This window comes from Kitasatospora phosalacinea, assembly GCF_030268885.1.
Lineage (GTDB): Bacteria > Actinomycetota > Actinomycetes > Streptomycetales > Streptomycetaceae > Kitasatospora > Kitasatospora phosalacinea_C.
The window spans coordinates 53,345-80,311 of record NZ_BSSA01000007.1 but is presented as its reverse complement, the minus strand read 5'-3'; the positions used below and the strand labels follow the sequence as shown (position 1 = coordinate 80,311).

The 26,967-nt window shown below is 75.7% G+C and carries 20 protein-coding genes; 10 read left to right on the top strand and 10 right to left on the bottom strand.

The window, feature by feature from the left end:
* Positions 1 to 34: 34 nt before the first annotated feature.
* Genes QSK52_RS12785 through QSK52_RS12755 form a run of 7 tightly spaced genes read left to right on the top strand, consistent with a single transcriptional unit; the run spans position 35 to position 13,769 of the window.
* On the top strand, positions 35 to 1,285 hold the full coding sequence (locus QSK52_RS12785) for a cytochrome P450 (RefSeq protein WP_285736108.1): 1,251 nt from the start codon (positions 35 to 37) through the stop codon (positions 1,283 to 1,285).
* Positions 1,282 to 2,073, top strand: coding sequence for a biotin/lipoyl-containing protein (locus QSK52_RS12780; protein ID WP_285736107.1), 792 nt, complete (start codon positions 1,282 to 1,284; stop codon positions 2,071 to 2,073). Before QSK52_RS12785 ends, QSK52_RS12780 begins: the two co-directional genes overlap by 4 nt.
* Positions 2,070 to 4,397: an ATP-binding cassette domain-containing protein gene (locus QSK52_RS12775; protein ID WP_285736106.1), complete on the top strand. Its 2,328-nt coding sequence runs from the start codon at positions 2,070 to 2,072 to the stop codon at positions 4,395 to 4,397. Before QSK52_RS12780 ends, QSK52_RS12775 begins: the two co-directional genes overlap by 4 nt.
* Positions 4,394 to 6,640: an ATP-binding cassette domain-containing protein gene (locus QSK52_RS12770; RefSeq protein WP_285736105.1), complete on the top strand. Its 2,247-nt coding sequence runs from the start codon at positions 4,394 to 4,396 to the stop codon at positions 6,638 to 6,640. Before QSK52_RS12775 ends, QSK52_RS12770 begins: the two co-directional genes overlap by 4 nt.
* 1 nt (position 6,641) lies before the next feature.
* Positions 6,642 to 9,887, top strand: coding sequence for a DUF4135 domain-containing protein (locus QSK52_RS12765; protein ID WP_285736104.1), 3,246 nt, complete (start codon positions 6,642 to 6,644; stop codon positions 9,885 to 9,887).
* Between the two features lie 28 nt (positions 9,888 to 9,915).
* Positions 9,916 to 12,189 (top strand): TOMM precursor leader peptide-binding protein, encoded by a 2,274-nt coding sequence (locus tag QSK52_RS12760; protein ID WP_285736103.1) that lies wholly within the window; start codon positions 9,916 to 9,918, stop codon positions 12,187 to 12,189.
* A gap of 53 nt (positions 12,190 to 12,242) precedes the next feature.
* The gene (locus tag QSK52_RS12755) at positions 12,243 to 13,769 is read left to right on the top strand and encodes a SagB/ThcOx family dehydrogenase (RefSeq protein ID WP_285736102.1); all 1,527 of its coding nucleotides are present in this window, start codon (positions 12,243 to 12,245) and stop codon (positions 13,767 to 13,769) included.
* 82 nt (positions 13,770 to 13,851) lie between these two features.
* Here the strand turns inward: QSK52_RS12755 and QSK52_RS12750 are convergent, their stop codons facing one another.
* From QSK52_RS12750 to QSK52_RS12740, 3 genes are all read right to left on the bottom strand, one after another.
* Complete coding sequence (locus QSK52_RS12750; protein WP_285736101.1) at positions 13,852 to 14,544, bottom strand: response regulator transcription factor; 693 nt, start codon at positions 14,542 to 14,544, stop codon at positions 13,852 to 13,854.
* A 31-nt stretch (positions 14,545 to 14,575) separates the two neighbouring features.
* A complete protein-coding gene (locus QSK52_RS12745; protein ID WP_285736100.1) occupies positions 14,576 to 14,860 on the bottom strand; it encodes a hypothetical protein in 285 nt (94 codons plus the stop codon).
* A 251-nt stretch (positions 14,861 to 15,111) separates the two neighbouring features.
* A complete protein-coding gene (locus QSK52_RS12740) occupies positions 15,112 to 15,441 on the bottom strand; it encodes a hypothetical protein (protein ID WP_285736099.1) in 330 nt (109 codons plus the stop codon).
* Positions 15,442 to 15,714: 273 nt separating this feature from the next.
* Here QSK52_RS12740 and QSK52_RS12735 point away from each other — a divergent pair, with 273 nt between their 5' ends.
* Entirely contained in the window at positions 15,715 to 16,731 is a 1,017-nt protein-coding gene (locus tag QSK52_RS12735) for a LuxR C-terminal-related transcriptional regulator (RefSeq protein ID WP_285736098.1), read from the top strand.
* Positions 16,732 to 17,311: 580 nt separating this feature from the next.
* Here the strand turns inward: QSK52_RS12735 and murJ are convergent.
* The gene (gene murJ, locus QSK52_RS12730; RefSeq protein ID WP_285736097.1) at positions 17,312 to 19,411 is read right to left on the bottom strand and encodes a murein biosynthesis integral membrane protein MurJ; all 2,100 of its coding nucleotides are present in this window, start codon (positions 19,409 to 19,411) and stop codon (positions 17,312 to 17,314) included.
* Positions 19,412 to 19,714: 303 nt separating this feature from the next.
* Positions 19,715 to 20,671: a phosphatase PAP2 family protein gene (locus QSK52_RS12725; RefSeq protein WP_285736096.1), complete on the bottom strand. Its 957-nt coding sequence runs from the start codon at positions 20,669 to 20,671 to the stop codon at positions 19,715 to 19,717.
* A gap of 406 nt (positions 20,672 to 21,077) precedes the next feature.
* Here QSK52_RS12725 and QSK52_RS12720 point away from each other — a divergent pair, with 406 nt between their 5' ends.
* Positions 21,078 to 22,049, top strand: a complete 972-nt coding sequence (locus tag QSK52_RS12720) for a sigma-70 family RNA polymerase sigma factor (RefSeq protein WP_285736095.1) — start codon at positions 21,078 to 21,080, stop codon at positions 22,047 to 22,049.
* A 44-nt stretch (positions 22,050 to 22,093) separates the two neighbouring features.
* Positions 22,094 to 22,297 (top strand): hypothetical protein, encoded by a 204-nt coding sequence (locus tag QSK52_RS12715; protein WP_285736094.1) that lies wholly within the window; start codon positions 22,094 to 22,096, stop codon positions 22,295 to 22,297.
* Between the two features lie 10 nt (positions 22,298 to 22,307).
* Here QSK52_RS12715 and mscL read toward each other — a convergent pair whose 3' ends face one another.
* The 5 genes from mscL to QSK52_RS12690 form a co-directional block, all read right to left on the bottom strand.
* A complete protein-coding gene (mscL, locus tag QSK52_RS12710; protein WP_285736093.1) occupies positions 22,308 to 22,724 on the bottom strand; it encodes a large conductance mechanosensitive channel protein MscL in 417 nt (138 codons plus the stop codon).
* A 51-nt stretch (positions 22,725 to 22,775) separates the two neighbouring features.
* A complete protein-coding gene (locus tag QSK52_RS12705; RefSeq protein WP_285736092.1) occupies positions 22,776 to 23,033 on the bottom strand; it encodes a hypothetical protein in 258 nt (85 codons plus the stop codon).
* Between the two features lie 303 nt (positions 23,034 to 23,336).
* The gene (locus QSK52_RS12700; protein WP_285736091.1) at positions 23,337 to 23,642 is read right to left on the bottom strand and encodes an FmdB family zinc ribbon protein; all 306 of its coding nucleotides are present in this window, start codon (positions 23,640 to 23,642) and stop codon (positions 23,337 to 23,339) included.
* A 95-nt stretch (positions 23,643 to 23,737) separates the two neighbouring features.
* Positions 23,738 to 25,036: an MFS transporter gene (locus tag QSK52_RS12695; RefSeq protein ID WP_285736090.1), complete on the bottom strand. Its 1,299-nt coding sequence runs from the start codon at positions 25,034 to 25,036 to the stop codon at positions 23,738 to 23,740.
* A 191-nt stretch (positions 25,037 to 25,227) separates the two neighbouring features.
* On the bottom strand, positions 25,228 to 26,766 hold the full coding sequence (locus QSK52_RS12690) for a potassium/proton antiporter (RefSeq protein WP_285736089.1): 1,539 nt from the start codon (positions 26,764 to 26,766) through the stop codon (positions 25,228 to 25,230).
* Between the last annotated feature and the right edge of the window lie 201 nt (positions 26,767 to 26,967).

Here is a 26,967-nt window from a genome sequence, read left to right as displayed (position 1 = left end):
CCAGCCCCACCGCCAGATTGAAGGAGAGCCGGGCATGGACAGCCTCCGGCACGAGCTGACGCGGTTCATCCAGCAGCCCGCCGCTCAGCAGGACCCACCCGCGCTCTACCGCAGGCTGCTGGCCGAGGCGCCCGTCCTGGACCTCGGTCCGCTGTACGTGGTCTCCGGGCACCAGGAGATCCTCACCGTCCTGATGAACCCCGGCACCAACGTCGACCCGACCACCGTCGGACTGCCCCGGGCCGGGAACACCGCCCTGCTCAAGGTGGTCAACCGGATGCTGCCGATGCGCGACGGCGCCGACCACACCCGGCTCAAGCGGCTCGCCACCGCCGCGTTCAGCCACCGCAGGCTGGAGCAGATGCGCGAGCGGATCGAGACCACCGCCGCCCGGCTGCTCGCCCCGCTGATCGCCGCGGGCTCCTTCGAACTCGTCGCCGACCTGGCCGTCCCGCTGCCGGTCGCCGTCTCCTGCGCCATCCTGGACGTCCCCGACTCCGAGCAGGACCGGATCACCGGCTGGGCCGGCCTGGTCTCCCGCGCCATGCTCGACCCCGCCGGCACCGGCCCCGGGGCCGCCGAGCTGGACGCCGAGTTCGCCGAATTCCACGCCTACGTCGAGGAGTTGTGCGCCGCACGGGCCGCCCGCCCCGGCGACGACCTGATCAGCAGGCTGACCGTCGCCCGTAGCGAAGGACGGCTCGACACCGAGGAACTGCTCGCCTTCGTGGTGATGCTGCTCGCCAACGGGCTGGAGACGCTCACCTCCGGACTGGCCGTCGCCGCCTGGGAGTTGATCCGCACCCCCGGCCTGGCCGCCCGACTGCGCGCCCGACCCGACCTGGCCGCCGCCGTGTTCGACGAGGCGCAGCGCCTCGGCAGTCCCGTCCGGGCCAGCGCCCGCGCGCTGACCCGCGAGGTCGCGCTCGGCGACACCGTCCTCCCGGCCGGCAGCGTCGCCATGCTGCTGTACGCCGCCGCCAACCGGGACCCGCGCCGCTTCGCCGACCCCGACCGCTTCGACCCCGACCGCCCCGAACGCCAGCACCTCGCCTTCGGCCACGGCCCGCACCACTGCCTGGGCGCCCCGCTCTCCCTGATCGCGGGCGCCGCCGTCCTGCGCGGCCTCGCCGAGGCCGACGCCGCACGGGAGTTGAGCACCACCCTGACCGACGCCACCGCCCGCCCGAACGAGCAGTTCGCCTTCGGCGGGATCCGCGAACTGCCGGTGGCCTGCCCGCTGCGCGCCGCGCCGCGGCCCGCGCCGATGGAGGTGGCGGCATGACCACCGTGACCGAACCCGAGGAACGGCAGCGTCCGCAGACCGCGGCCGTTGCCGCCGCCCGGGCCGCTGCCGTGCTGGAACCCGGGCTCGACCAGCCCGTCCGGCTGATCGGGCCCCGGCTGTGGCTGGCCGGCGCCGCCCTGGCGCTGGCCGTCGGTGCGGGCGCGGGCTGGGCGGTGTGGGGCAGGCTCCCGCACACCATGACCGTGCCCGCGGTCGCCGCGCACGGGGACGCCCCCGTCCGGGTCGCCGCCGAACGCGCGGGCAGCCTGGTCGAGTTCGAGGTCCGGCCGGGCGAGCGGGTCGCCGCCGGACAGGTGCTGGCGCTGGTCGGCGACGGCACCGCGCGCACCGAGCTGACCGCCCCCGCCGCCGGCACCGTCAGCGCCCTGCTGGCCGCCCCCGGTGCTCCGCTCGCCCCCGGCACCCCCGTGCTGGCGCTGGACCGGGCCGACGCCCCGGCCACCGTCCGGCTGCTGGTGGACGACCCGGCGCGGGCCGCGAAGCTCGCCCCCGGCCTGCCCGTCCTGGTGCCGGTGCCCGGCGGCGGTGCGATCCGCGCCCTCGTCGACCGGGTCGAACCGCTGCCCGTCCGCGCCGACACCCTCGACGGCACCCTCCCGGTCGCCGTCCCCGGCCTGCCCGCCGGCGGCGCCCCCGTCTGGGTCGCCTACGCCCGGCTCCCGCAGGGCGTCGCGCTGGACGGCCCGCTGGCCCTGGACGTCCGGGTCGACCTCGGCAGCCGCCACCCGTACCAGGCGGTGCTGGGCCAGGAGGCGAAGCGATGAGGCCCGTCCGGACCGCGGCCGTCGAACCGCCCGCCACCGAACCGCGCACCGCCAACAGCGGGGCGCCGAAGGCCGCCGCCCCGCAGCGGCCCGGACCCGGCAGGAAGCGCACCTACCTGCGCACGCCCGTCGTGCCGCAGATGGAGGAGCAGGACTGCGGGGCGGCCTGCCTCGCCGTGGTGCTCGGCGCGTTCGGGCGGCGGGTCACCCTGAACGAGGCCTCCCGGGCCTGCGGGGTCAGCCGGGACGGGGTCAGCGCCGCCGCCATTGCCCGCGCCGCCGGACGGTACGGGCTGCAGGCCCGCGGCCGCCGGGTGGTGCGCCGCGAGGGCGAGAGGCTGCAGGGCCTCGACGCGGTGCCGGTGCCGTCCGTGGTGCTGGTCACCGGCCCGCACTTCGCCGTCTTCGAAGGCGTCAGGCGCGGCCGGGTGCACGTCAACGACCCCGCGCTGGGCTCCTACTCCGCCACCCCCGCCGAGTTCTGGGACTCCTTCGCGGGCATCGCGGTCGGCTTCGAACCCGGCCCCGACTTCGCACCCGGCGGCCGCCGCTTCCCGCTGCTGCGCTCGCTCGGCAGCCGGATGCGGCCGTACGCCTGGCCGATGCTGGCCGCCGTCCTGGTCGGCATGCTGATGACGCTGCCCGGCGTGGCCTCCGCGTTCCTGCTGCGCACCTACCTGGCCACCGTGGTCAACGGCGGCGCCACCGACTGGGCCCTGCCGCTGACCCTGGCCGGGGCCGCCGTCACCGCACTCGTCCTGGCCGGGAACTGGCTGCGCTCCGCGATGGTCAACCGGGTGCTGGAGGCGATGGCCGCCCGCTCCTCGGCCGCCTTCCTGTGGAAGATGCTGCGGCTGCCCGGCGCGTTCTTCCACCGCCGCCAGCTCGGCGGCCTGGTCACCCGCGTGCAGCTCAACGACGGCCTGGCCAACCTGCTCTCCTACCGGGTCGCGGGCGCGGCCTCCTCGCTCGCCGCCGCCACCGTGCACCTCGCCGCGCTGCTCTGGCTGGCCCCGCGGCTCGCCGCGATCCCGCTCGCCGTCGCCGCGCTCGACGTGCTCGCGCTGCGCTCCGCCGACCGGCGGCGCGGCGGCACCGTCCACCGGCTGCACGCCGAGGGCCACAAGCGCGACGGCGTCGCCTTCGCCGGGGTGTCCGCCATCGAGACGGTCAAGGCCGAGGGCGCCGAGGACGCGCTGTTCCGCTCCTGGGCCGGCTGGCAGGCCCGCGCCGCCCACACCGGGCAGCAGGTCGCCCGGAGCGTCCTGGTGCCGCTCTCGCTGCCCGGCGCGCTCAACTCCGCCGCCGCGGCCGCCGCGGTGATCGCCGGAACCGCCCTGCTGCTGGCCGGAACGCTCTCCTTCGGCACCCTGCTGGCCTTCCTGCTGCTGCTCAACGGCTTCCTCCTGCCGGTCTCCCAACTCGTCGGCACCGGATCGGAGTTCACCGTCGCCCGGGCCCAGAACGCGCTGCTGGAGGACATCGAGACCAGCGAGGTCGACCCGTACCTCACCCCCGTCCTCGACGCCCCCGCCGAACCGGTCCGGCTGCGCGGCGAACTGGAGCTGCGCGAGCTGGAGTTCGGCTACGACCCGAACCGGCCCCCCGCCCTCACCGGCATCTCGCTGCGGATCGCCCCCGGCGAGTGGGTCGCCGTGGTCGGCGGCAGCGGCAGCGGAAAATCCACCCTGGCCCGGCTCGCGGCCGGCGTGCTGCGCCCCTGGAAGGGCGAGGTGCTGCTCGACGGCCGCCCCCGCGACGACTGGCACCGGGCCGTCGTCACCAGCCAGGTCGCCTACGTCGAGCAGCAGTTGCGCCTCTTCGAGGGCACCGTCCGGGAGAACCTCACGCTCTGGGACCCCTCCGCCGACGAGGACGCCCTGCACCGCGCCCTCGCCGACGCCGAAGCCGCCGAACTCGTCCGCCGCCGCGGCGGACTGGACGCCCGGATCGACGAGGACGCCCGCAACTGGTCCGGCGGCGAACGCCAACGCCTGGAGATCGCCCGGGCGTTGGCCCTCGACCCGGTGCTCGTGGTGCTCGACGAGGCGACCAGCGCCCTGGACGCCCACACCGAGGCCGCCGTCAACACCCACCTGCGCCGCCGCGGCGTCAGCTGCCTCGTCCTGGCCCACCGCCTCAGCACCATCCGGGCCGCCGACCGGGTCGTGGTGATCCGAGGCGGCCGGATCGTCCAACAGGGCCCGCCCGCCGAACTCGCCGAACAGGACGGCCCCTACCGGGAGTTGCTGCGCGAGTCCGAGAACGCCGGGACCACCCGGACCACCCCGCACCAGCCCGTCCGGACGGAGGAGCAGGCATGACCGTCACCACCACTGCCGCCCCCGCGGGCGGCCCGCGGACCACCGCGGCGGACACCGAGCGCGGCCCGGCGACCCGGGCCGACGCCACCGCGGACGCCAACCGGACCGCGCTCGCGGACGCGTTGGCGCAGTTCGGCACCACCACCCGTCCGCACACCTCCCCGCGCCGCGGCGGAGCCGCGCCGACAGCGCCGCGCCACCGCGCGGACCAGGCGCGGGAGGTGCTGCGGGCGCTGGGGGTGCCGGTGCCGAAGGAGGTCCCCGCCGCGGTGCGGGACGCCGCCGACCCGGTGACGGCGCTGCTGCGCCGGGCCGGGGTGCGCTGGCGGCCCGTGACGCTGGACGGCGGGGACGAGCGCGGTACGGCCGGGCCGATGGTGGCGTTCGCCGCCGAGGACGGCCGGCCGATCGCCCTGATCCCCCGGGCGGGGCGGCACCGCCGCCACGACCCGGGTTCCGGACGGGCTGCCACCCGTGCGGAGTTGAGCCGCCAGGCGCTGCTGCTGCACCCGCCGCTGCCACCGGGGTGCCCGACCCCGGCCGACCTGCTGCGCTTCGCCCTCGCCGTGCCCGGTGCCCGCCGGGACCTGGCGGTGCTGAGCGTGGCGGGTCTGGTGTCGGCGCTGCTCGGTCTGCTCGTCCCGCTGTCCACCGGAGTGCTGCTGCCCGGCCTGCTGCTGGCCGAACGGCACCCGGTGCGCTGGCTGGCCGTGCTGCTGGGCTCCGCGGTGGTGGCGTCCTGGCTGCTCACGCTGGTCCGCAACACCGCGGCCGTCCGGCTCACCAGCCGGGTGCAGCACGCGCTCGAACCCGCCGTCTGGGACCGGCTGCTGGCCCAGGACGCGCGGTTCTTCCGCGACTACACCACGGGTGACCTGGTGCACCGGGCGAACGCGGTGGCGCAGGCCCGGCAGGCCCTCTCGGAGGTGCTGGTGGGCGCCGTGCTGGGCGCGGTGTTCGCCGTCACCGGCCTGACGGTCCTGCTGCTGGTGGACTGGCGGCTCGGCGGGCTGCTGCTGCTCGCCGTGCTGGCGGTGACGGCCGGGCTGCTGCTGCTCGGCCGTCGCCGCCAGGAGCACGAGTCGCAGGTGTACGAGGCGCACGGGCAGCTGCAGGGCGTGCTGTACGGGCTGCTGCTGGGCATCGACAAGATCCAGACCGCGGGCCGGGAGATCCAGGCGTTCGCCCGCTGGGCCGTCCCGTTCGCCGGGCAGAAGCGCGCGGACGCCGCCGCGATGCGCAGCGAGGCGCTCTCCGGCGCCCTCACCGCCGCGCTCCAACCCCTGCTGCTGGCCGTGCTGCTGGCGGGCGCGACGTTCGGCTCGGCGGCCGAGGCCGGGCACCTGGTCGCGGCGGGCGTCGCGGCCGGCCAGGTCGCGCTGGCGCTGGGCCAGGTCACCCACGCCGCGGCGGGCGCCTACGGGGTCGCCCCGGTGCTGGAGCGGCTGCGGCCGATCCTCGCCGAACCGGCCGTGAACGCCGCCGAGCGGGCCGGCCGACTCGCCGACCCGGGCCGCCTGAGGGGGCAACTCGCCCTGGAGAACGTGGTGTTCCGCTACCCGGGCAGTGCGCTGCCGACCCTGGACGGGGTGTCGCTGCGGGCCGAGCCCGGCGAGTTCGTCGCGGTGGTCGGCCCGTCCGGCGCCGGGAAGTCCACCCTGGTCCGGCTGCTGCTCGGCTTCGAGCAGCCCGAGTCCGGTGCGGTCCGCTACGACGGCCGCGAACTGGCCGCGCTGGACGCCCGGTTGGTGCGCCGCCAGCTCGGCTCGGTGCTCCAGCACGGCCGGATGCTGCGCGGCTCGCTGCTGGAGAACCTGGCCGGGGCCGACCCCGACGTCACCGAGGAGCGGATCTGGCGCGCCGCCGAACTCGCCGGGATCGCCGACGAGTTGAGGGCACTGCCGATGGGCCTCGGAACCCGGGTCGGCGAGGACGCCCAGGGCTTCTCCGGCGGCCAGGTGCAACGCCTGCTGCTGGCCCGCGCGCTGGTCCGTGACCCGGCCGTGCTGCTGCTCGACGAGGCCACCTCCGCGCTCGACAACACCACCCAGCAGCGGGTCGCCGAGGCCGTCGCCGGCCTCGACCGCACCCGCCTGGTGATCGCCCACCGACTGAGCACCGTCCGCACCGCCGACCGCATCTACGTGCTGGACGGGGGACGGGTGTCCGCCGAGGGCACCTACCGCGAACTGCTCGGCACCGACCCGCTGTTCACCCGCCTCGCCCGCCTCCAGGAGATGTGAGATGTCGCTCGACGTTCAGACCTGGCTCCGCACCGCCGGAAGCCCGGGCCACCAGGCCCCGACGACCGCCCTGCTGCCCGGCCTGCCCGGCGCCGACGAGCGGCTGCACGCCGTGATCGCCGCCGCGGCGAGCTTCGAGGAACGGGCCGCCGCCCGCGACGACGGGCAGGCCCCGTTCGCCCCCGACCCGGCCGAGGACCGGCGCAGCCGCGCCGCCGTCGTGGAGACCTGGCTGCGCCGCGCCGCGGGCGACCAGCGCTCGGCCGGGGTGCTGCTCGACCACCTCGCCGGGACCGGCCGCCCGCTGGGCGACGGCCTGCGCCGCGTCCGCCTGGCCGACCCGGCGAAGCTGCCGAGCTGGGCGTACCCGCTGGCGGTGTTCCTGCGCGCCCAGAGCGCGGTGCCCGCGACCGGGCCGGGCGCGGTCACGGCGGGCTTCCGGGCCGCCGCCGACGCCCTGCTGCCCGCCGGGGAGGGCTCGGTGCTCGGCGTCCCGGTCACCGCGAAGGGCCGCGCCGACGTGGCCGCCACCCTGACCGGGCGGCTGGTGGAGGTCGCCAACCTCACCCTGTGCCAGGAGTTCCAGCTCGCCACCGGCCGCCCCCGGGCGACCGGCTGGGACGCCGAGGGCGGACCGGACGCCTCCACCGCGGGCTGGCTGGCCCGGCTGGAGCGGCTGCCCGCACTGGCCTACCTGATCGGCACGGTCTGCCGCCAGTGGCAGGAGATGTACACCGAGATGTTCGCCCGCTTCGCCGCCGACCGGCCCGGCCTGGTCGAGCAGATGTGGGGCGGCGTCGACCCGGGCGCGCTGGACTCGGTGCACGGCGACGCGGGCGACCGGCACGCCCAGGGCCGCTCGGTGGCGCTGCTGCGCTTCGAGAACGGCGCGGGCGTGGTCTACAAGCCCAAGGACATGCGGCACGCCGCCGCCTTCCTCGGCCTGGTCGAGCGCCTCAACCGGGAGCTGAGCCTCGACCTGCCGCTGCGCACCGTGCTGATCCGCTCCGACCGCGGCGACGACGGCCACGCCGCCTCGCTCAGCACCGACTGCTCCGGCGACTACGGCTGGGAGGAGCTCGTCCCGTCCCGCCCGTGCGCCGACCGGGCCGGCTTCGCCCGGTTCTACCGCCGCCTGGGCATGACGATCCGGCTGGTGCAGCTGCTGGAGGGCCGCGACCTGTGGGCCGACAACCTGCTGGCCGACGGCGAGCACCCCGTCCTGATCGACCTGGAGTGCCTGCTCTACCCGCGGGTCCAGGCCCCGCCGGTCCTGACGGAGGGCCAGCGCGGCCTGCTGGACGAGCTGGAGACCACCGTGGTGCGCACCGCGATGGCCTTCCAGGCGTGGACCCCGGCCGGGCGCACCGACGCCCTCGACATCGGCTGCCTGTCCCGGGTCGGCAGCCTGGAGACCTCCCCCGGCGTGCCCGCCCTGCCGCTGCCCGCCTACCGCCCGGTGCACGACGGGCAGCCGGCCGATCCGTGGCAGTACACCGAGGAGGTGGCCGACGGCTACCGCGAGATGCACGCGGCCCTGCACCGGCTGCGCGGCGAACTCGCCGACCCCGAAGGTCCGCTGAGCGGGTTCCGGGGCATCTGGGTGCGCTACATCTGGCGCCACACCTGGGACGGCTACAAGATCCTGCGGGCCTCCACCAGCCCGCTCGCCCTGGACGACGGCGCGACCCGGGAGACCGTCATCGCCGGTGCGCTGCGCGGCGCCGTCACCGCCCGCGCGGGCGACGCCGCCCGCGGCGACCTGCTGGAGGTGGTGCTCGCCGAACTCGACTCGTTCCGCTCCTTCGACATCCCGTTCTTCCGCTCGCTGACCACCTCCTCCTCGGTGTTCACCGCCGACGGCCGGGAGATCCCCGGGCACTTCCGGTCCACCGGCTGGGAGCGCCTGCAACAGCGGGTCGCCGAACTCGACGGCTTCGACCTGGAGGGGCACGTCGCGGTGCTGTCCGGCTGCACGGACGCCGCCCGGGCCGGCACCGAGCAGCCCCCGGCGAAGCCGCTCCGGCCGCTGCGCGCGGCCGAACCGCCCACCTCCGGCGAGCTGCTCTCCGCCGCCACGGCGCTCGGCGACCGCATCCTCGCCGACCGGCGCCCCACCGGCTGGCTCGGCCAGAGCTGGTACCCGGGCACCGGCCTGCGCCAGGTCGAGGCGCTCGGCCCCGACCTGACCTCCGGCACCCTCGGCATCGCCCTGCTGTTCGCCGAACTCTGGTCCGCCACCGGCGAACCCCGCTTCCACCGGGCCGCGCACGGCCTGCTCGCCGAGGCCGCCGCCCTGATCGACCCGGAGGAGCCGATGGCCTTCGCCTTCGCCGGGGACTCCCGGCTGGCCTCCGGCGCGCCCGTCCCCGGCGGCTTCTTCGGCCCCGGCGCGATCATCCACGGCCTGGCCCGCGGCGGCCTGCTGCTGGGCGAGGCCGACTTCCTCACCGCCGCCCAGGCCCTCGTCCCCGGCGCGCTGACGGTCGCCGAGTCCGCCTCCAACCGGCCCGGCCGCCCGGTGCGCGTCCCGCACGGCGACGTCCCGCTCGGCACCGCCGGCCTGCTGCTCAACCTGCTGCGGCTGCGCCGCGCCGCGGGCGGCAGCCACGGCGAGACCGACCGGGCGATCCGGGTGCTGGCCGCCGGGGCGGTCGACCGACTCGCCGACGAGCACACCCCGTTCGACTTCCTGGAGCTCGTCCCCGGCGGCACCGACTCGATCGCCGCCGCGCTCGCCCGCACCCTCGCCGAAGCCCCCGCCCTGCTCGCCGACCCCGCGGACGTCCGGGCCCGGCTGCGCGCCCACCGCTTCGCCACCGGCACCCGCTCCGGCCGCCTCGCCTGCCTCGACACCGCCGTCTCGCTCGGCGCCGACGCCGTCGACCGGGCCGACCTCGGCGCCCTCGCCCCGCCCGTCACCGGTCCCGAACTCGCCGCCCTCACCGGCCGCGCCCTGCTCTCCGCCGCCACCGAGGCGCTCACCGCCGCCGAGGCCGGACTCGTCCACACCCTGCCGGAAGGCGCCGAGGCCCTGCTGGACGGCCCGTTCTACGACGGCCGCGAGGCCGCCGCCCTGATGGTCCGCGAACTGCTCACCCGCCACCGCCTGCACGGCACCTGGTTCCCGGACCGGGCCGCGCACGACGCCGTCAACCTCGGCGCGCTGGACGGCACCGTCGCCGTCGGCCTGCTGCTGCTGCGCCTGCACGACGCCTCCGCCGCCCCGCTCGCCACCCTGCGCTGACCGCGCGCCGCCACGAGGAGTACCCGCCATGTCCGAACTCATCGGCTTCAAACGCCACTTCACCCCGTACGTGGTCGACGGCGAGGCCGTCTACCTGGTCTCCGAGCGCGGCGTCTCGGTGGTCGACGGCACGCTCGCCCAGGCCCTCGCCCCGCTGCTGGACGGCACCCGCACCGCCGAGCAGATCGGCGCCGCCCTGGACGGCGTCGTCCCCGCCGACAGGCTCCGCGCGGGCGTCGACAAGCTCCGCGCGGGCGGCTGGGTCACCGCCGCCGACCCGGCCACCGACCGCCCCGGCGCCGCCTTCTTCGAGATGGCCGGGCAGGACGGCGACACCGCGATGACCGCGCTGCGCAGCGCCACCGTCCGGGTCGAGGTGTACGGGGAGCTCGACCCCGCCCCGTTCCTGGCCGCGCTGGCCGCCGCGGGCGTCACCGTCGACCAGGACGCCGCCTTCACCGTCGCCCTCACCGAGGACTACCTCCACCCCGGCCTGGCCGAACGCAACCGGCAGGCCCTCGCCGACGGCCGCCCCTGGCTGCTGGCCCGCCCGGTCGGCTCGATCGTCTGGGTCGGCCCGGTGTTCAGCCCCGACGCCCCGGACGCCGGGGACACCGAGGGCTCCGGCTGCTGGGAGTGCCTGGCGCACCGGCTGTCCGCCAACCGGCAGTCGCTCAGCTACCTGCAGCACCGCCTCGGCCAGGACGAACCGATCTCCACCGCCGGGGCCCACCTGCCCGCCACCCTGGCGCTCGGCACCCAGCTCGCCGCCCTGGAGACCGCCAAGTGGCTGGCCGGGGCCCGCCCGCCGCAGCCCGCCGTCACCACCCTGGACACCGTGCTGCTGGAGAGCGAGAAGCACGTCCTGGTGCGCCGCCCGCAGTGCCCCTCCTGCGGCGACGACGCGATGGTCTCCAGGCGCCAACTGGCGCCCGTCGCCTTCGCGTCCCGCCCCAAGGCGTTCACCGCCGACGGCGGCCACCGCTCCGCCTCGCCCGAGGACATGCTGGAGAAGTACCGCCCCCAGCTCAGCCCGATCACCGGCGTGGTCACCACCCTCGTCCCGGCCGCCCGCACCCCCACCGGCCTGCGGGTCTACGTCTCCGGGCAGAACCTCTCCCGGCAGAGCGGCGACCTGAGGCAGCTGCGCACCGGCCTGCGCTCGGTCTCCTGCGGCAAGGGCCGCACCGACGTGCAGGCCCGGGCCTCCGCGCTCGGCGAGGCCATGGAGCGCTTCTCCGGCGTCTTCCAGGGCGACGAGGCCCGCCGCACCGCGACCTTCGCCGAACTCGGCGACGCCGCGATCCACCCCTCCCGCACCCTGCTCTACTCCGCCAGGCAGTACGCCGAGCGCGACCGCTGGAACGTCAAGCAGTCGATGTTCAACGTCGTCCCGGTGCCGTTCCGCGAGGACGACCCGATCGAGTGGTCCCCGGCCTGGTCGCTGACCGAGCAGCGCCACCGCTGGCTGCCCACCCAGGCGATGTACTACGGCTACCGGCACGCCGGCCGGTTCTACGCCGCGGGCGACTCCAACGGCTGCGCGGCCGGCACCTCCTTCGAGGACGCGGTGCTCCAGGGCTTCCTGGAACTCGTCGAACGGGACGCCGTCGCGCTGTGGTGGTACAACCGCGTCCAGCGCCCCGCCGTCGACCTGGACGCCTTCGGCGACCCGTACGTCGACCGGCTCCGCGAGGTCTACCGCGGCCTGCGCCGGGAGATCTGGGCGCTCGACCTGACCGCCGACTTCGGCATCCCCGTGGTCGGCGCGTTCTCCCGGCGGCTCGACGCCGGGAGCAACGGCACCAACGAGGACGTGCTGATCGCGTTCGGCGCCCACCTCGACCCGCACATCGCGCTCACCCGCGCCCTGACCGAGATGAACCAGTTCCTCGGCCCCGTCGCCGGGGACGAGCACGGCCGGGTCACCTACGCGGGCGCCGACCCCGAGCAGAAGGCCTGGTGGACCACCGCCACCGTCGCCAACCAGCCCTACCTGCTGCCCGACCCGAACGCCCCGCGCTCCACCCCCGCCAGCTGGCTCCCGCTCGCGGGCGCCGACCTCGCCGACGACCTGGCGCTCGTCCAGCGGATCGTCGAGGACCACGGCATGGAGTTCCTGGTCGCCGACCAGACCCGCCCCGACGTGGGGCTGCCCGTCGCCCGGGTGATCGTCCCCGGCATGCGGCACTTCTGGGCCAGGTTCGCGCCCGGCCGGCTCTACGACGTCCCGGTCCGGCTCGGCTGGCTGGACACCCCGACCCCGGAGAGCGAGCTCAACCCGATCCCCGTCTTCATCTGACCGCCCGCGGGGCAGCCGGGCCCGGCTGCCCCGCCCCCTCCGGGGAGGTACCCGTGACCGTCATCGAAACCCTGCCGCCCGCCCCCGCCACCGGGGGCCACCACCCGCTGCGCCGCCTGCTGCGGCTGCGACCCGAGGTCGAGGTCACCGCCCAGGGCGCCGACGTCGAACTCGCCCACCCGTGGGGCCGCCAGCGCGTCCACGCCCTCGGCGAGCACACCGTCGCCGCGCTGCTCGACCTCACCCGCGCCGACGCCGACCTCGACCTGCTGGCGCTCGACCACGTCCGACTGCTGAAGCTGCTCGAACGCTTCCCGTACCTGGTCACCACCACCGTCGCCGACCGGTTCGGCACCCCGCTGGCCACCGCCGTGCCGATCGCCCGCTCCGCCGCCCTGCCCGGGTTCGCCCGCCCCACCGGCGAGTTGGTGCTCTCCCGGTTCGCCTACCTGCGCCGCCTGCCGGACGGCCAGGGCCAGGACGGCGAGAGCTGCGTCCTCGAATCGCCGATGGCGCCGTTCCGCCTCACCCTGCACCGGGCCTCCGCCGGAGCCTTCGTCGCCGCGCTCAGCACCTCCCGCACCGCCGAGGCCGCCGCCCTGCTCGCCGGGATGAGCCCCGCCGAGGGCGAGGCGCTGGCCGGACTGCTCGCGGGCGGCGGCTTCCTGGACGCGGGCAAGGGCGCCGAGGCCCCGCTCTGGGACTTCCACGACCTGCTGTTCCACGCCCGCAGCCGCCCCGGCCGCCACGACTACCCCACCGGCGGCGTCTTCGCCCACCAGGACGTCCCGCAACTGCCCGCGGTCTCCACCCCGGGCGCCCGCGAGGAGGGCGAGGGCATCGACCTGCCCGTCCCCGACTGGGAGACCGTGGTCGCCCGCGACCCCGCGCTCAGCGAGGTCCTGGAGGGCCGCCGCTCGGTGCGCACCTACGCCGACGCCCCGGTCAGCCTCGACCAACTCGCCGAACTGCTCTACCGGGTGGCCCGGGTCCGCCGCGTCATCCCCGGCGACCCCGCCGACCCGCACGGCTACGACGGCGTCGAACGCCCCTACCCGGCCGGCGGCGCCACCGGCGAACTGGAGGTCTACCTCTCGGTGGTCAAGTGCACCGGCCTGGAACCCGGCGTCTACCGCTACGACGCCGCCGCCCACCGGCTGCGCCCCCGCCCGTTCCAGCACCCCGGCGAGGAGGCCGCGTTCAGCGAACTCGTCACCGCCGCCTGGCGCGCCACCGCCTGCACCGTCGACCCGCAGGTGCTGCTCACCGTCACCAGCCGCTTCGGCCGGCTCTCCTGGAAGTACAGCCAGATCGCGTACGCGCTGACCCTCAAGCACGTCGGCGTGCTCTACCAGACGCTCTACCTGGTGGCCACCGCCATGGGCCTGGCCCCGTGCGGCCTCGGCTCCGGCGACACCGACGCCGCCGCCCGGGCGCTCGGCCTGGACTGGACGGCGGAGTCCTCGGTCGGCGAGTTCCTGATCGGCAGCCGCCCGGCCGGGGTGCCGCGCACCGCGCACGGCTTCGCGGACGTGGTGGACGCGGCCCGCGCGGGGGAGGGCTTCGGCGAGAACTTCTGACGCCCCTTCCGGACGCACGCCTGCGACCCGTCAGCGGGAATCTGACGGGTCGTCGGCGAGCCGTTCTCCTCCTTCGACCGCCCTACAGCCAGCCGCACTCGCGGGCGATCCGGATCGCGTCGCAGCGGTTGCGGGCCCTGGTCTTGGCGATCGCCGCCGAGACGTAGTTGCGCACCGTGCCCGGCGAGAGCGACAGCGCCGCAGCCGCCTCCCGCACCGTGCTGCCCTCGGCGATCTCGCCCAGCACCGCCAGCTCCCGGCGGCTCAGCGGCCCGGCCTGGCCGGTGCGCACCACGTCCAGCACCAGCCGCGGGTCGTACACCCGGCCGCCGCGGGCCAGTTCGCGCACCGCCGCGATCAGCGCCGCGGCCTGCACGTCCTTCAGCAGGACCCCGGCCGCGCCCTCCACCAGCGCCCGCCGCAGCTCCGCCGTCCGCGGCAGCGCCGGGACGAGCAGCAGCACCGCCGTGCCGGGCGCCGCCTGCTGCACCTGCCGGGCCAGCGCCGGGCCGTCCGGCTGCTCCGGCTCCAGGCCCAGCACCGCCACCGCGGGCCGCACCCGGGCGGCCGCCGCCGCGGCCTCCTCGCCGCCGGCCGCCTCGGCGACCACCGCGAGGTCCTCCTCCCGGTCCAGCAGGGCCCCCAGGCCCGAGCGGAACAGGTGGTGGCCGTCGGCCAGCAGGAGCGTGGCCTGCTCCGCCGCCACCGCCCCGGTGGGCGGGAACCGGCCGGTCATGACCCGCTGCTCCAGCGGGCGTTCCAGTGCGGTCGTCATCCGCGCGCCTCCCCGGTCCGTTCCGGCCCGATCAGCCCCAGCCCCAGGTGCCGGACTCCTGCGCGCCGCCGGTCGGGCTGCCGGACGGGCTCGGGCTGCCGGACGGCACGGGCGTCGGGTCGGACACGCCGGGGCCGATCACGACCGCCTGCGCCCCCGCCTCGACGGGCTGCTGCGGGCCGCCCGCGACCGCCCCGTCGGCGGTGACCACGGCGGCCCGCTGGGCCGGCCCGGCCAGTTCGGCGGCGGTGGCGACGCCACCCAGGGTCAGAGCGCCAAGTGCGGCAATCGCGACAATTCGGATGTTCAGCGACATGGGAGTGCCCGGTCCTCTCGTGTTCGGCTGTTCCCCGGGCTGCCACCGGGGGAGTGTGGTGTGAACCGTCGCCAGGCGTCCGGTGCGCTCCGCGTCCCCCGCCGGGGGCTGCTGCCGCGGTTCCCGTTCCGTCGTCCTGCCGACAGCAACGAGAGTGCTCCCGGTGGCCCCTCCGTGTCAGTAGCCGGAGCTGGCACCAGAGTGCCGTGACACCCTGAGGACAGCTCCGGACGTGCGTTGTTGATGTACAGTCAACTGCGGGCGCGGTCCTGCCACCGGCCCAGCGCGAACCACGGGTCCGCCTCGCACCGCGCCACCGACCAGCCCGCCAGCGGCCCCTCCGGCCCCACCAGCGCCCGCGCCCCCGCCCGCAACGCCCACTCCGCCGCCAGCAGCGAGGAGGACGTCAGGAAGCACACCGCCACCAGCCCGTCGCCGTCCTCCCGCACCCGCGCGTGGCACACCCGGGCCCCGTCCAGCGGCAACCGCAGCAGCAGCGCCCGCACCGGACCGGCCCCGGCCGCCTCCGGGCAGCCGTCCGCGACGGGCGGCGGAACCAGCTCCAGACGGATCGCGTACATTCCTCCAGCGTGGCAAATCCCGCGCCGTTCCGGGCCGTCCGCCGGGTGTCAGATCCCCGCCTGGCACCAATATGACAGTTGCGAGGCGCCCTTCACGTCTCGCCCACCAGTGCGACAGAATCTCCGCAAGCCAGTTCTCCCGCTGTCCGGTCAGCGCTAGTCTGACGCCCGGTCAGCAGGAATCCGGGGGGTGCGCGGCACCTGCGCGCTGGAGGTCGACATGGGCAGAACCACGAGAACGGGCACCTGGTCGGACGCGCGGAAGACCGGCCGTTGACCGCCGGCGGCCCGGTCGGGCTCGACGCGTTCGGCGAGGCGGTCTACCGCGCCATGCTGCTCCACCCCGACCTGGACACCGGCGGCCTGGCCGGACACCTCGACGCCACCGAGGCCGAGGTCTGCGACGCCCTCGACCGGCTCGCCGACCTCGCCCTCACCCGCCCCGCCAGCTGCGGCACCCGCTGGCGCGCCGTCAACCCCGAACGCGGCCTCGCCGCCCTCCTCGCCCACCAGGAGGCCGAGGAGGCCCGCCGCCAGCGCGAAGCCGAACGCAGCCGCGCCGCGATGGCCGGGCTGATCGCCGAGTACGCCAGCATCCACGCCCCCGGCGCGGGCGAGCAGCGCGGCATCGAGATGCTCTCCAGCCTCGACCAGGTCCGCGACCGGCTCATCCAGCTCGCCTCCGACGCCACCGCCGAAGTGCTCTCCTTCGCCCCCGGCGGCCCCCAGCCCGCCCCCGTCATGGAAGCCAGCCGCGCCCTCGACCAGGAGACCCTGGAACGCGGCGTCCGGATGCGCACCGTCTACCAGGACAGCGTCCGCAACGACCCCGCCACCGTCCAGTACGCCCGCTGGCTGCACGGCCTCGGCGGCGCCGTCCGCACCACCCCGACCCTCCCGCTGCGCATGATCGTCGTCGACAACGCCACCGCCATCGTCCCGATCGACCCCGAGGACCCCCGCAAGGGCGCCGTCCTGCTCCAGAGCCCCGGCGTGGTCGCCGCCCTCCGCGCCCTCTTCGACCAGGTCTGGGAACACGCCCGCCCCCTCGGCGAGAGCCCCCAGCGCGACCCCCACGGCCTCACCGGCCAGGAACGCGAACTCCTCCGCCTCCTCGCCGAAGGACTCACCGACGAACGCGCCGGCCAACGCCTCGGCGTCTCCCTGCGCACCGTCCGCCGCATGATGGCCGACCTCATGGTCCGCATGGACGCCCGCAGCCGCTTCCAGGCCGGCATCCACGTAGCCGCCCTCGGCTGGCTCGAAACCCCCGAGGACGCCCCCGCCTGACCCCCACCCACCCCAGACCCCCGGCCCGGCCCCCCCCCGACAGACGGCCGCACCCGCACCCCGGCCACCCGCCACAGGCGTCCCGCGACACCGGCCCCCTGCTCCGGCGACCCCCGCCGCAGGGGTTCTCCTCGCCGTGCTCGCCCCGCCGCAGGCGCTCCGCGACACCGGTGCCCGCCGCAGGCGCTGCGCGGCTCCCCGGCCCGGCTACCCGCCGCAGGCGTCCCGCGGTACCGGCACCCGGCAGACGGCCGCCCGCGCACCCCGGCACCCGGCAGGGCCGCCCGCCACGGGCCTCCTGCGCCACCGGTGCCCGGCACCTGCGCGGCCCTGGCGGTGTTCGCCCCGTCGTGCCCCGCAGGGGTTCTCCTCGCCGTGCTCGCCCCGCCGCAGGCGCTCCGCGACACCGGTGCCCGCCGCAGGCGCTGCGCGGCTCTCCGGCCCGACTGCCCACCGCAGGCGTCCTGCGGCGTCGGCGCCCGGCGCCCTGTGCACGTGCCCGCCTGACGACGTCCGCCGCCGCCCAGCCCGTCGCAGTCGCTTCCCGGCCCTCCGGTGCGGCTGCCCGCCGCAGGCGGTCTCAGCGGCGGTGCTTGCCGCTGGTCGGCGCGGGCGTCGGGTACGGGATGCGGAGCTTGCGGGCGAAGGGGGCGACCGAGGCGCCCACGCCGAGCGGGCGGGCGAGGACGAAGAGCGACAGGAGCACCGCGAGCGAGCCCACCGCCAGGCCGGTCAGACTGCCGAGGAGGCTCGCGCCGAAGCGCCCCGCCAGCCAGTGCGCGGCCAGCGCGCCGGGGACGCAGGCGAGGACCAGGCCCAGGTGCAGGGTGACCAGGCGGCCGCCCTCCAGCCCGCTGCCGCGCCGTCCGCCGCGGCGCACGCCCAGGTCGACGGTGGCGTTGGCGCCGGGCGCGAAGGCGTCGGTGCGCAGCACCATCGTGGCGTCCGGGTTCCCCTCCGGCTGTCGCGGTGCGGGCACCGTGGTGGCCGCGGGCGCGCCCTTCGCGAGGCGGCGGCCCAGCGCCACGCCGGTCACCACCGCCGACAGGGTGGCCGCCACGGTGTGCGCCACCGCCATGCCGATCACCTTGTAGCGCAGCGGCAGCGTCTCGTACGCCACCCAGCACAGCGCCGCGTTGGTGCCGGTGGAGATCAGGGTCAGCCAGAACGGAGTCCGGGCGTCGCCCATCGCGTAGAAGCCGCGGGCCAGGCCGTACTGGGCGCAGAACGCGGGCAGGCCGACCGCGAAGGCCATCAACAGCAGGCCGACCACCATCGCGTCGTCGTGCACGGACTGCCCGGGGCCGTAGCCGTACGCGGCCATCGCGATCTGCGAGCCCAGCGCGAAGAACAGCACCGCGGCGGTGACCACCATCGCCGCCGAGGAGCGCAGCACGCCCGACAGGTCCTCGCCGATCTTCCGGTAGTCGCCCGCCGTCGCGGCCCGGGACATGGTCGGCAGCAGCGCCGTCACCAGCGACACCGTGATCACGCCCTGCGGGACGACGAACAGCGCGTAGGCGTTGTTGTAGGCGGAGAAGCCGCGCCCGCCCAGGATGCCCGCGGCTTTCGCCGCGGTGCCCGCGCTGGTGCTCAGGCTGGTGATCACCGCGAAGGACAGCTGGGTGGCCAGCACCAGGGCCAGCGCCCAGCCCGCCGCGCGCAGCGGCCGGGTCAGGCCCGCGCCGCGCCAGTCGAAGCGCGGGCGGTAGGTGAAGCGGGCCGAGCGCAGCGAGGGCAGCAGCGCGACCGCCTGCACCACGATGCCCAGGGTCGAGCCGAGGCCCAGCAGCAGGGCGTCCCCGCTGCTCACCTCGTTCGCCTCGTAGGCGTGCCTGCCCATCGCCAGGTAGCCGCCGAACACGCCGATCGCGACCACGTTGTTCAGCACCGGCGTCCACATCATGGCGCCGAACCGGTCGCGGGCGTTCAGCACCTGCCCGAGCAGGGTGAACACGCCGTAGAAGAGGATCTGCGGCAGGCAGTACCGGGCGAAGGTGATCGCCAGTTCGCGCTGCACGCCCTCGAACTCGGAGTAGAAGTCGACGATCTGCGGGGCGAACAGCCAGGCGCCGACCGTCAGCACCACCAGGATCACCCCGCACAGGGTGAGCAGCCGGTCGGTGTACGCCTGGCCGCCGTCCTTGTGGGTCTGCATCGCGTGCACCAGCTCCGGCACGAACACCGAGGCCAGCACGCCGCCGAGCAGCATCATGTAGACGATGTTCGGCAGCGAGTTCGCCACGTTGAACGCGTCACCGGCCGGGCCGGTGGCCAGCGCCGCCACGATCACCGCGCTGCGCACGAAGCCCAGCGCCCGGGAGGCCAGCGAGCCCAGTGCCATGATCAGGCCGTTGCGGCCGGTGGAGGCGGCGGGCTCGGCCGCGGCGGGCTCCGGGGCCCCGGCGGCCGGCTCCTCGCCCACCCGCGGCGGCGGCACCGGACGCTCCGGGGCCTGCGGCGGGTACGACGGCCAGCCGGGCTGCTCGAACGCCTGGGCCGGGATCCGCCCCAGCTGCACGGTCGGCTGGTCCTGCCCGGCGTAGCCGCCCTGCGGCGGCCGCGGCTGCTGGTACGGGTTGCCCTGCGGCTGCTGGTACGGGTTTGCCTGCGGCTGCTCGTACCCGCCGCCCTGCGGGGAGTACGGGTCGCCGGATCCGTCCGCGGTGTGCATGGTCATCGGACCCCCCGTCGATCGGTGCCCGTCCGGCGTTGCGTGGGTGAGTGCGGGAAGTCGGTCCGTTCCGGACTCCGCCTGCCGGTTGCAGGGTGCACCAGCCGCAGAAGTCTGCCCCACTTCGGCACCCGATGGGGAGTCGGGTGCCGACCGGCGGGGTGTCCGGCCGGGTCGCACGGGTGCCCGGGGGCCTTGCCACGGACGCCGGGCAGCGCCGTTTGCGCCCGGAAACACGCGGAATGCTGGTCACGCCGTTCCCCCGGGCGGAGGATGCGGGCAACGCAGTGTGACGTTGCTCACGGTCCGTCAGGAGCGCCCCGGATCGCGCTCCGTGGCGGACTCCGCCCACCCCACCGGTTCGACCGCCGAACCCGCCGAACCCGCCGAACGCGCCGGACCCGTCGAACGCGCCGGACCCGTCGAACGCGCCGGACCCGTCGAACGCGCCGAGCCGACCCGTCCGCCCCTCGGTCCGCCTCCGCCCCCCGGTCCGCCTCCGCCCCCCGGTCCGCCTTCGCCCGTCGGCCCGCCCCCCGGCCCGGCCGCCTCCGCGGCCCCCACCGGTGGCAGCGGCGGCGCCAGCACCCGCTGCACCCGCGGCCGGGCGCGCCGCCGCAGCCGCCGCACGTCCCGGCCGATCCGCCCGGGCCGCCACAGCTCCAGTGCGAGCGCGGGAACGGCCAGCACCACCGGGGCGGCCGCCCAGCCCGCCAGCACGTCGCTGGGCCAGTGCACGCCGAGCGCGATCACGGTCCAGCCCACGGCGAGCACGGCCAGCGCGGCGGCGCCGCCCGCCACGGCCCGCACCGGCCGTTCCGCCCGCGGCCACAGCAGCGCCAGCAGCGCCCCGCAGGTGACCGCGGAGGCCAGCGCGGGCCCGGAGGGGAAGGACGGGCCGGAGGCGGCCGAGACCGGGTCGGCGAAGTGCGGCGGGGGCCGGTCGGCCAGGGCCCGTCCGGCCCGGCCCGCGGCCCAGCCCAGCAGGGCGGCGGCCGCGGCCCAGCCCGCCAGGGCCCGGGTGCCGGTGACCCACAGCCAGGCGGCGGCCGTCCCGAGCAGCGCCCGCATCACCCAGGGCGCGCCCAGGTCGCCCAGCGTCTGCAGGGCGGCCGTCCACACCGGGTGCCGCAGCGCGTACCGGTGCAGCAGCGAGGTCCAGCTCCGGTCGAACCGGGCCAGCGGCGACCAGCCGGTCCGCGCCAGGAGCAGCAGCAGGGCGAACACCAGCGCACCCGCGAGGGCCGCCCCGGCACAACGGAGCACCGCCGTGCGTTGTACCGGAGGACGGACCGTTCCGGGCGCGGAGCCGGGGCCGGGCCCCGGGCCGGGGTCGTTGGGCTGGTGCATGACAGACACCTTCCCAGCGGCGGGAAGCGATCCGGCGCTGGGGCGATAGCGATTGCGCATCGGTTGTGCGGACGCGCCGCGAAGACCCCGCGCCGATTCGGTGCCGATCCGCGGCAGCACGCCGTGCGGCACGCGTCACGCTGCGTGTACCGGTCGGATGAAAACCGGCAGGATACTGCATCGCCCGGGGAAAACTGAGCCACTTGGGAATGTTGTCCGTTTTCTGTGCGTTGGATCGTTACGTGTGAGCCACGAACGGCCCACACGCTGGTGCCGAGCGGCGGAACGGAGCGCCCCCGGCAGCGTCAGTGAGGGAGCAAGCATGGCCACCCGTGCCGTCGTACGCGACAGGGCCGATCGGAGTCGTACGGCCCGCCCGACCAACCTCGAAGCCGACCGCGACCTGGTCGGCATGTACCTTGACGAGATCGCCAGGACGCCCCTGCTCGACGCCGCCGAGGAGGTCGAGCTGTCCCTGCGCATCGAGGCCGGGGTCTTCGCCCAGCACCTGCTGGACGAGGAGGAGCAGCTCGACGGCGTCACCACCGAGGAGCTGCAGGCGATAGCGGACGACGCCGAGCGCGCCAAGGACGTCTTCATCCGGTCCAACCTGCGCCTGGTCGTCGCCGTCGCCCGCCGCTACCCGCGCAGCGGCCTGCCGCTGCTCGACCTGATCCAGGAGGGCAACGCGGGCCTGGTCCGGGCGGTGGAGAAGTTCGACTACTCCAAGGGCTTCAAGTTCTCCACCTACGCGACGTGGTGGATCCGCCAGGCGATCACCCGCTCCATCGCCGACCAGTCCCGCACCATCCGGCTGCCCGTCCACCTGGTCGAGGAGCTCGGCCGGATCCGCCGGGTGCAGCGCGAGAAGGCCAAGGAGCTGGGCCGCGAGCCGGAGCCCGCGGAGATCGCCGCCGAGCTGGACACCACGGAGCAGCGGGTCAAGGACGTCCTGGACTGGGCCCGTGACCCGGTCAGCCTCAACATGTCGGTCGACGACGAGGGCGAGACCCAGTTCGGAGACCTGGTGGAGGACACCGGCGCGGTCTCCCCGGAGGACGCGGTCATGGTGATGATGCGCCGCGAGGAGCTGGACGACCTGATCGGCCGCCTGGACGACCGCACCGCGTCCATCATCCGCAGCCGCTACGGCATGGAGGACGGCCGCGAGCGGACGCTGACCGAGGTCGGCAAGCAGCACGGCCTGACCCGCGAGCGGATCCGCCAGATCGAGAAGCACGCCCTGGCCGAGCTGAAGAAGATCGCGGACCACGCGGGCTTCGAGGCGGCGTAGTGGGCGGGCCGTCGGGGCCCGCGGCCGGTCCTAGAGTGGAGGGCATGACCTCCGCGGACGCCCAGCAGCAGCCCGAGCCCCGACCCGACTCCCGGCCCGGGTCCGCCCCGCGGCCCCGGCTGGTCTTCAAGGACCCGTTCGAGCAGCAGACCTCCGACGACACCGACCGCGGCTGGGGCGACGGGTCGGGGGAGCGGGGGCTCGACTGGTACCGCAGCCAGCGGCCCCCGCACCACGGGGAGAAGTAGGGGCGGTGGGTCAGCCGCGGCGCACCAGCGCGTCGCGGATCTCGGTGAGCAGTTCGACCTCCTTGGCCTCGGCCTCCAGCGCCTCCTCCTCCACCGACTTCCGCTTCCGCATGAAGTGGTTCATCGGCAGGATCAGCAGGAAGTAGACGACGGCGGCCGTGATCAGGAAGGTGAGCGCGGCGCTGAGCACCGAGCCCCAGAGGATGAAGATGCCCGAGGTGACGTTGCCCGCGGCGTCCACCTCGCAGGGGCCCTTGAGGCACGAGGTGTAGGCGGCCAGGTCCTTGGTGCCGAACAGGCCGACCAGCGGGTTGATCACGCCCTTGACGAACGCGTTGACGACGGCGGTGAAGGCCGCGCCGATGACGACGGCGACGGCCAGGTCCACCACGTTGCCGCGGAGCAGGAATTCCTTGAAGCCTTTCATGCCGCGTCGAACGGCGGACGCCGGTGGAGGTCACGGGTGAACCCGCCACCGTCAGGTTGACGCCCGGGGGCAGCCGGGCACCCCGGTGGAGGCCCCGGCGGGCGGCGGCGGAGCCCCCCGCAGCGGGCCGGACAGCAGCACGGCCGCCAGCAGCAGGCACCCGGCGGCGAACCGACCCGGCCGCCGCCGCAGCGCGCAGCGCAGACGGTGGCGGCCCCGCGCGGTGCCGCGGATCGGCGGGAAATCGGGCACCTCGCGGCGCGGCGGGACGAGCGCGGCGGGCAGCGGGGGCAGCACGGAGGAGGTCACGGCAGCGGGCCTTCCGACGGGTGGGCGCGACCCCGGTCGAGGCCACGACGCCATCCTGCGACCGCCCGCCGGACGGCGTCCGCGGATTTCCCCACCCTGTGGAAAACCCCGCCCTGTGGAAAACCGCCCTCACCCCCGCGGGTGAACCGCTGCTCCGTTCGGCCCCCGACCCGTGACCGCCCCCGCCCCGCCGTCCGGAGGAACCCGCGTAACCCGCCCCGCGGCGCCGCGGAGGCGGCCCGGAACAGCACGGAGCCCCCGCCCGGCGACGGCCGGACGGGGGCTCCGTGGAAAGAGCGGGGTTCAGCTCGCGGCGGCCGCGGAGCTGGAGGAGCTGCTGCTGGAGCTGCCGGTCGAGGACGACGAGGTCGAGGACGTCGTCGAGGTCGAGGACGTCGAGGAGGACGAGCCGCTCACCGAGCTGCTGGAGCTGGAGCGGCTGTCGGTGCGGTAGAAACCGGAGCCCTTGAAGACCACGCCCACGGCCGAGAAGACCTTGCGGAGCTTCCCCTGGCAGTCGGGGCACGTGGTCAGCGCGTCGTCGCTGAACTTCTGCACCGCCTCGAGGCCGTTGCCGCACTCGGTGCACTGGTACTGGTACGTGGGCACTTTCCGCTTCCTCCTGTCACTCCCCCTGGCACTCTCACGCCATGAGTGCTAACGACGGTCCATGATGCGGCATTCCGCGGGTGGAGTCCAGCCGCTCAGCCGCGCCGGGCAGCCGTCACCGCCTCCTCGCGGACCGCGCCGCCCCGTGCCACGGTACGGTGCGCGGGCGCCGGGGCGAGCAGCAGGCGGCGCATCGTGACGAGCGCCACCAGGCCGAGGCCCGACCCGGCCAGGGCGACGGTGAAGCCGAGCGAGGGCCCGGAGCGGTCGATCAGCTGTCCGGCGACGGTGGAGCCGAGCGCCAGGCCCAGGCCGATCGAGCCGGTCAGCCAGGTGAACGCCTCGGTCTTGGCGCCGTCCGCGACCAGGGTCTCGACCAGGGTGTACCCGGTGATCAGGGTGGGCGCGATGGCCAGGCCGCAGAACAGCCCGGCCACGGTCAGCGCGACCAGGTTCGGCATCGCCCACAGGGTGGAGCAGCCGAGCACCAGCAACGCGTAGCAGACGACCATCCGCCGCCGGGCGCTGCTGCGCCACGGGACGAGGCCGTAGAGCACGCCCGCCACCATCGAGCCGGTCGCGAACAGGCCGTAGACCAGGCCGCTGAGCCCGCCGGAGCCGGCGTCCTCGGCGAAGGCGGTGATGGAGACCTGCAGGGTGCCGAAGACGGTGCCGAGACCCAGGAAGGCGCCGGCCAGCAGCCGCACGCCGGGGGAGGCCAGCGCGGAGGCGCGGCGGACGCCGGGGGCGGCGGGGCCGGTGGGGGCGGGGGCGGTGTCCCGGCGGGCGGCGAAGGCCAGGCCGCCGAGCAGGGTGAGGGCGGCCTCGGCGGTGAGCCCGGCCGAGGGGTTGACCAGGGTGGCGATGCCGGTCGCCAGCATCGGGCCGATGACGAAGGTGAACTCGTCGGTGACGGACTCGAAGGCGAAGGCGGTGTTCAGCAGCGCGGGCCGCTCGCCCAGCCGGTGCACCCAGCGGGCCCGCACCATCGCGCCGACCTGCGGCACGGCCGCCCCGGCGGGCGCGGCGGCCAGGAACAGCGTCCAGTCGGGGGCGCCGGCGTGGGCCAGCACGATCAGCGCGGCGACCGCGCAGGCGTGCACGACCACGGCGGGGACCAGCACGGCGGCCTGCCCGTGGCGGTCGGCCAGCCGTCCGGTCTGCGGGCCGATCAGGGCCTGGGAGACGGCGGCGGTCGCGGCGACCGCGCCGGCCAGGCCGTAGGAGCCGGTGGTGTCGTGGACCAGCAGCACGATGCCCAGGCTGAGCATCGCGTACGGGAGCCGGGCGACCAGGGCGGGGAACAGGAAGGTCCAGGCGCGCGGGGTGCGCAGCAGCGCACCGTAGCCGGTGCCGTGCGGGGTGGTGTCGTCGACCGGTCGGCGGGCCGCCACGGTCGGTCCTCTCTGCTGCCTGGTAGCGCGCCCGGGGGTGGGGCCGGGCGGGCGCCGAGTGTCGTCCTCTCGCGCGCCGGACGGGGCCGGCGCGCCGACCCTGCATCAGGCAGATGTGGAAATTCAGGTCGGATCAGAATGTACAAGGGTATACCAGGGTGTACTGCCGCGTCGGCCTTCGGTTCGGCGGCTCAGTCGCCCTTCTTCCTGGCCTTGGCAGGCGTCTTCCGGGCGGCGGACGGCTCCTCCGCGTTGTGCAGCCACCCGGCGAGCTTGCCGCCGCGGTCGACGGCGCGCAGCCGGCGCTCGGCGTCCGCGGAGACCTCGTCGGTGGTGACCACCAGCAGTTCGTCGCCCTCGCGCAGCACGGTCATCCGGTCCGGGACGAAGCTGGCGCCCTCGCGGACCACCAGGGTGACGGCGGCGCCCTTGGGCAGGCGCAGCTCGGAGACCTCGACGCCGGACATCCGGGAGCCGGGGGAGAGCTGGACGGAGAGCAGGTGGCCGTGCAGCTTCTCCAGCGGGGCGGACTCGATGCCCAGGTCCTGGCCGATGTCGCCCTCGCCGATCCGCAGCCACTTGGCGACCAGCGGCAGGGTCGGGCCCTGGAGCAGGGTGAAGACCACCACCAGGATGAAGACCACGTTGAACAGGTGCTGCGCGTCGGCCGCGCCGGACACCAGCGGGATGGTGGCGAGCACGATCGGCACCGCGCCGCGCAGCCCGGCCCAGGACAGCAGCGCCTGCTCCTGCCAGGGCACCCGGAACGGCGTCAGGGTCAGCAGCACCGACAGCGGCCGGGCGACGAACACCAGCACCGCGCCCGCGACCAGGCCCGGCACCACCGCCGACCCCATGCTGGCGGGCGTGACCAGCAGGCCGAGCAGCACGAACATGCCGATCTGCCCGATCCAGGCCAGCCCGTCCGCGAAGCCGCGCACCGCGGGCCCGTGCGGCAGCTTGGAGTTCCCGAGGATCACCGAGGCGATGTACGCGGCCAGGAAGCCGGAGGCGTGCAGCAGCGCGCCGCCCGCGTAGGCCAGCACGATCAGCGCCAGCACCGCGATCGGGTACAGGCCGGAGGAGGGCAGCGCGACCCGCCGCACCGCGTACGCGCCGAGCCGACCGACCAGGAGGCCGACGGCCGCGCCGATCGCCAGCTCGACCACGATGGTGCCGACCAGCACGTACCAGGGGTCGAGTTCGCCGGTGGTGGCGAAGGCGACCACCAGGATCACCACGGGCGCGTCGTTGAAGCCGGACTCGGCCTCCAGCAGGCCGGTCAGCCGCTTGGGCAGCGGCACCATCCGCAGCACCGAGAAGACCGCCGCGGCGTCGGTGGAGGAGACGATCGCGCCCAGCAGCAGCGCGGTGCGCCACTCCAGGCCGACCAGCCAGTGCGCACCGGCGGCGGTGACGAACACCGAGACCGCGACGCCGAAGGTGGCGAGCACGGCGGCGGCCGGGACCACCGGCCTGATGGACCGCCAGCTGGTCTTGAGCCCGCCCTCGGCGAGGATGACCACCAGGGCCGCGTAGCCCAGGACCTGGGTGAGTTCGGCGTTGTTGAAGCTTATGCCGATGCCGTTCTGGCCGAGGGCGACGCCGATGCCGAGGTAGATCAGCAGCGAGGGCAGCCCCGAGCGGGTGGAGATCCGCACCGCCACGACGGCGAACAGCAGGATCACGGCGGACTCGAGCAGCAGGGCGTTCAGGTGGTCAACGGTCACGCAGGGGCACCTCGGGCAGGGAGGGGAGCTACTGACGGATCGTTACCCATCCTAACATTTTACTTGATCTTTACGCTAGTCCCGTCGTTCACCCCCGCCCGGTAGGGTCCCTGCGGTGCCGTCGAACCGCCGCCGGTGTCCCCCGTTCACGGCTGCCGGTGCCCTCGCCCTAATGTGGTGACCTGTCACGGCCGCACGCTC

What these genes read in the sequence shown, in the direction of transcription:
- QSK52_RS12785 (WP_285736108.1), top strand. Translation starts at nt 35, where the DNA reads ATGGACAGCCTCCGGCACGAGCTGACGCGGTTCATCCAGCAGCCCGCC.
- QSK52_RS12780 (WP_285736107.1), top strand. Translation starts at nt 1,282, where the DNA reads ATGACCACCGTGACCGAACCCGAGGAACGGCAGCGTCCGCAGACCGCG.
- QSK52_RS12775 (WP_285736106.1), top strand. Translation starts at nt 2,070, where the DNA reads ATGAGGCCCGTCCGGACCGCGGCCGTCGAACCGCCCGCCACCGAACCG.
- QSK52_RS12770 (WP_285736105.1), top strand. Translation starts at nt 4,394, where the DNA reads ATGACCGTCACCACCACTGCCGCCCCCGCGGGCGGCCCGCGGACCACC.
- QSK52_RS12765 (WP_285736104.1), top strand. Translation starts at nt 6,642, where the DNA reads ATGTCGCTCGACGTTCAGACCTGGCTCCGCACCGCCGGAAGCCCGGGC.
- QSK52_RS12760 (WP_285736103.1), top strand. Translation starts at nt 9,916, where the DNA reads ATGTCCGAACTCATCGGCTTCAAACGCCACTTCACCCCGTACGTGGTC.
- QSK52_RS12750 (WP_285736101.1), bottom strand. Translation starts at nt 14,544, where the DNA reads ATGACGACCGCACTGGAACGCCCGCTGGAGCAGCGGGTCATGACCGGC.
- QSK52_RS12745 (WP_285736100.1), bottom strand. Translation starts at nt 14,860, where the DNA reads ATGTCGCTGAACATCCGAATTGTCGCGATTGCCGCACTTGGCGCTCTG.
- QSK52_RS12740 (WP_285736099.1), bottom strand. Translation starts at nt 15,441, where the DNA reads ATGTACGCGATCCGTCTGGAGCTGGTTCCGCCGCCCGTCGCGGACGGC.
- murJ (WP_285736097.1), bottom strand. Translation starts at nt 19,411, where the DNA reads ATGACCATGCACACCGCGGACGGATCCGGCGACCCGTACTCCCCGCAG.
- QSK52_RS12720 (WP_285736095.1), top strand. Translation starts at nt 21,078, where the DNA reads ATGGCCACCCGTGCCGTCGTACGCGACAGGGCCGATCGGAGTCGTACG.
- QSK52_RS12715 (WP_285736094.1), top strand. Translation starts at nt 22,094, where the DNA reads ATGACCTCCGCGGACGCCCAGCAGCAGCCCGAGCCCCGACCCGACTCC.
- mscL (WP_285736093.1), bottom strand. Translation starts at nt 22,724, where the DNA reads ATGAAAGGCTTCAAGGAATTCCTGCTCCGCGGCAACGTGGTGGACCTG.